Consider the following 2816-nt stretch of genomic DNA (forward strand, 5'->3'; position numbering starts at 1 on the left):
CCTCACCCCCAAGCCCCTCTCCCGCGAGGAGAGAGGGGAGCAACGCCGTCCTACTCGATCCCCCCGTGGGCCAGCACCTTGCGCATGAGCGAGGGCAGCGCCTCCCGCCCGAAGCCCTCCGGCCGCGCCCAGCGATGGCCCTCAGGGGCCGGCGTGGTGGCGGGCAGGTCCGCCCGGCACACCTTCAGCGTCAGCGCGAAATGGGTGAAGACGTGCTCCACCGCCCCCGGCAGGCTGCGCCAGCGGGTCGGGAAGGGGGCGTGATCCTCGGCACGCGCCGGCGCCTTCGCCCCCGCCCGGCTGTCCCAGGGGGTGGAAGGCACCTCCGTCATCTTCGCCAGCAGGCCCTTGTCGGGCCGGGTGCGCAGCAGCACCGCCCCATCCGCCCGCACGGCGAGGAAGGCCGTGCCCTCGCGCCTGGGCTTCTCGCCCTTGGGCGCCTTCACCGGATAGCGGGCGGCATCGCCCTCGGCGCGCGCCACGCACGGCTCCATCCAGGGGCAGAGCGCGCAGGCGGGGGATTTCGGCGTACAGATGGTGGCGCCAAGATCCATCATGGCCTGGGCGAAATCCCCCGGCCGCTGGTGCGGCGTCAGCGCGGCGGCGCGGGCCTTGATGGCGGGTTTCGCCCCCGGCAAAGGCTCGCCGATGGCATGGAGGCGGGAAATGACGCGCTCGATATTGCCGTCCACCGGGCTCGCCGGCCGGTCGAAGGCGATGGCGGCGATGGCGGCGGCCGTGTAGGGCCCGATGCCGGGAAGATCGAGCAGCGCCGCCTCGGCGTCCGGGAAGCGCCCGCCATGGCGCGCCACCACCGCCTTGGCGCAGGCGTGGAGATTGCGGGCGCGGGCGTAATAGCCGAGCCCCGCCCAGGCGGAGAGCACCTCCTCCAGCGGCGCGGCGGCGAGATGCGACACGCTGGGCCAGCGGGCAAGGAAGGCTCCGAAATACGGCCCCACCGCCTTCACCGTGGTCTGCTGCAGCATGATCTCGGAGAGGAACACGTGATAGGGATCGGCACGGCGCCCCGGCTCCGCCCGCCAGGGCAGGCGGCGGCGGTGGCGATCGTACCAGGCGAGCAGCGCGGCGGGGTCCGGTCCGGCGGGATGGGATGCAGCCCCGGCGGCGGCGGGTGCGCTGGAACTTGCGTCGGAATTTGCTGCGGCATGGGCCGAGGCCCCCGCGGAGGCTCTTGCAGTCGCTCTTGCAGCGGCTCTCGTTGCGGCTCTTGCCGTGGCTCTTGCGGCGGGGGAGGATGTCATGCGGCCAAGGTGGCCGCGCCGGCGCCGCAGGACAAGGGGCGCCGCGCCCTCTTCCCCTTCAGAGAATCCCCGTGTCGAACCCGTCCCGCATGCTCCGCCGCCGTTCCGGCCCCCGGCCGCTCGCCGACTTCGTCGCGCCGAGCATCTCGGACCTGTGCGGCAAGGCGGGCTTCTCCGTGGTGGAGGTGGTGACCCACTGGGACGAGATCGTGGGGCCGGACCTCGCACCCCGCTGCATGCCGGTGCGCCTGCAATGGCCCAAGGAGGACGGCGCCGCCGCCACCCTCGTGGTGCGGGTGGAAGGCGCCTACGCCATCGAGCTGCAATATGCCGCCGGCGTGGTGGTGGAGCGCATCAACGCCTATTTCGGCTGGCGTTGCGTGGGCCGCCTCGCCCTGCGCCAGGGGCCGGTGCCGCAGCGCCACGCCCGCCAGCCCCTGCCACCCAAGCCCGAGCCGTCCACCATCGCCGCCGTGCGCGGCGAGATCGGCGCCTTCGAGGACGAGGCGCTGGCCGCCTCCCTCGCCCGGCTCGGCGCGCTGGTGCGGCGCGAGCGCGGACGCGGCTGAGCAGCTTCCCGCAGGCGCGCGGCAGCACTGAACAAGCTGTGATCGGCGCAAGGTTTGCCGCCATACGGGCGACATGTTAGAGCCCCATGGATTCACCGTCGGGGCGCCCCGCCCCTGCACTTACCTGTGCTTTGCGCTCACCAGATTCGGCGACGCGGCGCATCCGGCTCCCGCCCGCGCGGGACCGCCGGATCCGACGCCGGACCTTTCGGAGATGTCCATGATTCTCGATCGCCGCCGTTTCCTGGCCGGAGCCGGGCTTGCCGCCCTCGCCGCCGGGCTTGGCCTTGGCCTCACCATCCCGTTCGAGCCGGCCGCCGCGCAGACGGTCGAGCAGGCCAAGCTGATGGCCGCGGCCGCGAGCCCCCTGCCCGAGAAGGCGCTGGGCAGCGCCACGGCACCGGTGACGGTGGTGGAATACGCCTCGGCCACGTGCAGCCACTGCGCCGCCTTCCACATCACCACTTTCCCCGAGCTGAAGACGAAATACATCGACACCGGCAAGGTGCGCTTCATCTTCCGCGAATTCCCGTTCGAGCCGGTGGCCACCGCGGCGTTCATGCTGGCCCGCTGCATGCCGGACGACAAGTATTTCCCCATGGTCTCGACCCTGTTCGAGACGCAGAAGACCTGGGCCTATAGCCAGGACCCGGCGGCCGGCCTTCTGGCGGTGGCCAAGCAGGCGGGCATGAGCCAGGCCGACTTCGAGAAGTGCCTCACCGACCAGACCCTCGGCGAGAAGGTGCAGGAAAGCGCCCTCTACGCCAACAAGGAGCTGGGCGTGAACGCGACCCCCACCTTCTTCATCAACGGCAAGAAGCTCTCCGGCGCCCTCGGCATCGCCGAATGGGACAAGGAACTGGCCCCGCTGCTCGGCGGCAAGTGAGGCGGTAATTTGAGGCGGTAATTGGGGCGGGGCATGACGCTCCGCCGCTCCCTCTCCCGCTTGCGGGGAAGGGGGCGCCACGTCGGGGCAGGACACGGG

Annotated in this window: 3 protein-coding genes; 2 read left to right on the forward strand and 1 reads right to left on the reverse strand. The window is 71.9% G+C overall.

Annotated elements, in window-relative coordinates; genetic code table 11:
- Window positions 1–50: 50 nt before the first annotated feature.
- Window positions 51–1082 carry an A/G-specific adenine glycosylase gene (gene mutY / locus K9U41_RS22410; protein WP_282643054.1) on the reverse strand — a complete coding sequence of 344 codons (1032 nt, stop codon included), beginning with the start codon at window positions 1080–1082 and terminating at the stop codon, window positions 51–53.
- Window positions 1083–1333: 251 nt separating this feature from the next.
- On the opposite strand from mutY, the gene K9U41_RS22415 reads away from it, so the two are divergent.
- Window positions 1334–1831 carry a DUF721 domain-containing protein gene (locus tag K9U41_RS22415; protein WP_282643052.1) on the forward strand — a complete coding sequence of 166 codons (498 nt, stop codon included), beginning with the start codon at window positions 1334–1336 and terminating at the stop codon, window positions 1829–1831.
- A gap of 220 nt (window positions 1832–2051) precedes the next feature.
- Window positions 2052–2717, forward strand: a complete 666-nt coding sequence (locus tag K9U41_RS22420) for a DsbA family protein (protein ID WP_349237869.1) — start codon at window positions 2052–2054, stop codon at window positions 2715–2717.
- Window positions 2718–2816 lie beyond the last annotated feature (99 nt).

This window comes from Xanthobacter autotrophicus (assembly GCF_029991245.1).
In the GTDB taxonomy this organism is placed as follows: Bacteria; Pseudomonadota; Alphaproteobacteria; order Rhizobiales; family Xanthobacteraceae; genus Xanthobacter; species Xanthobacter autotrophicus_C.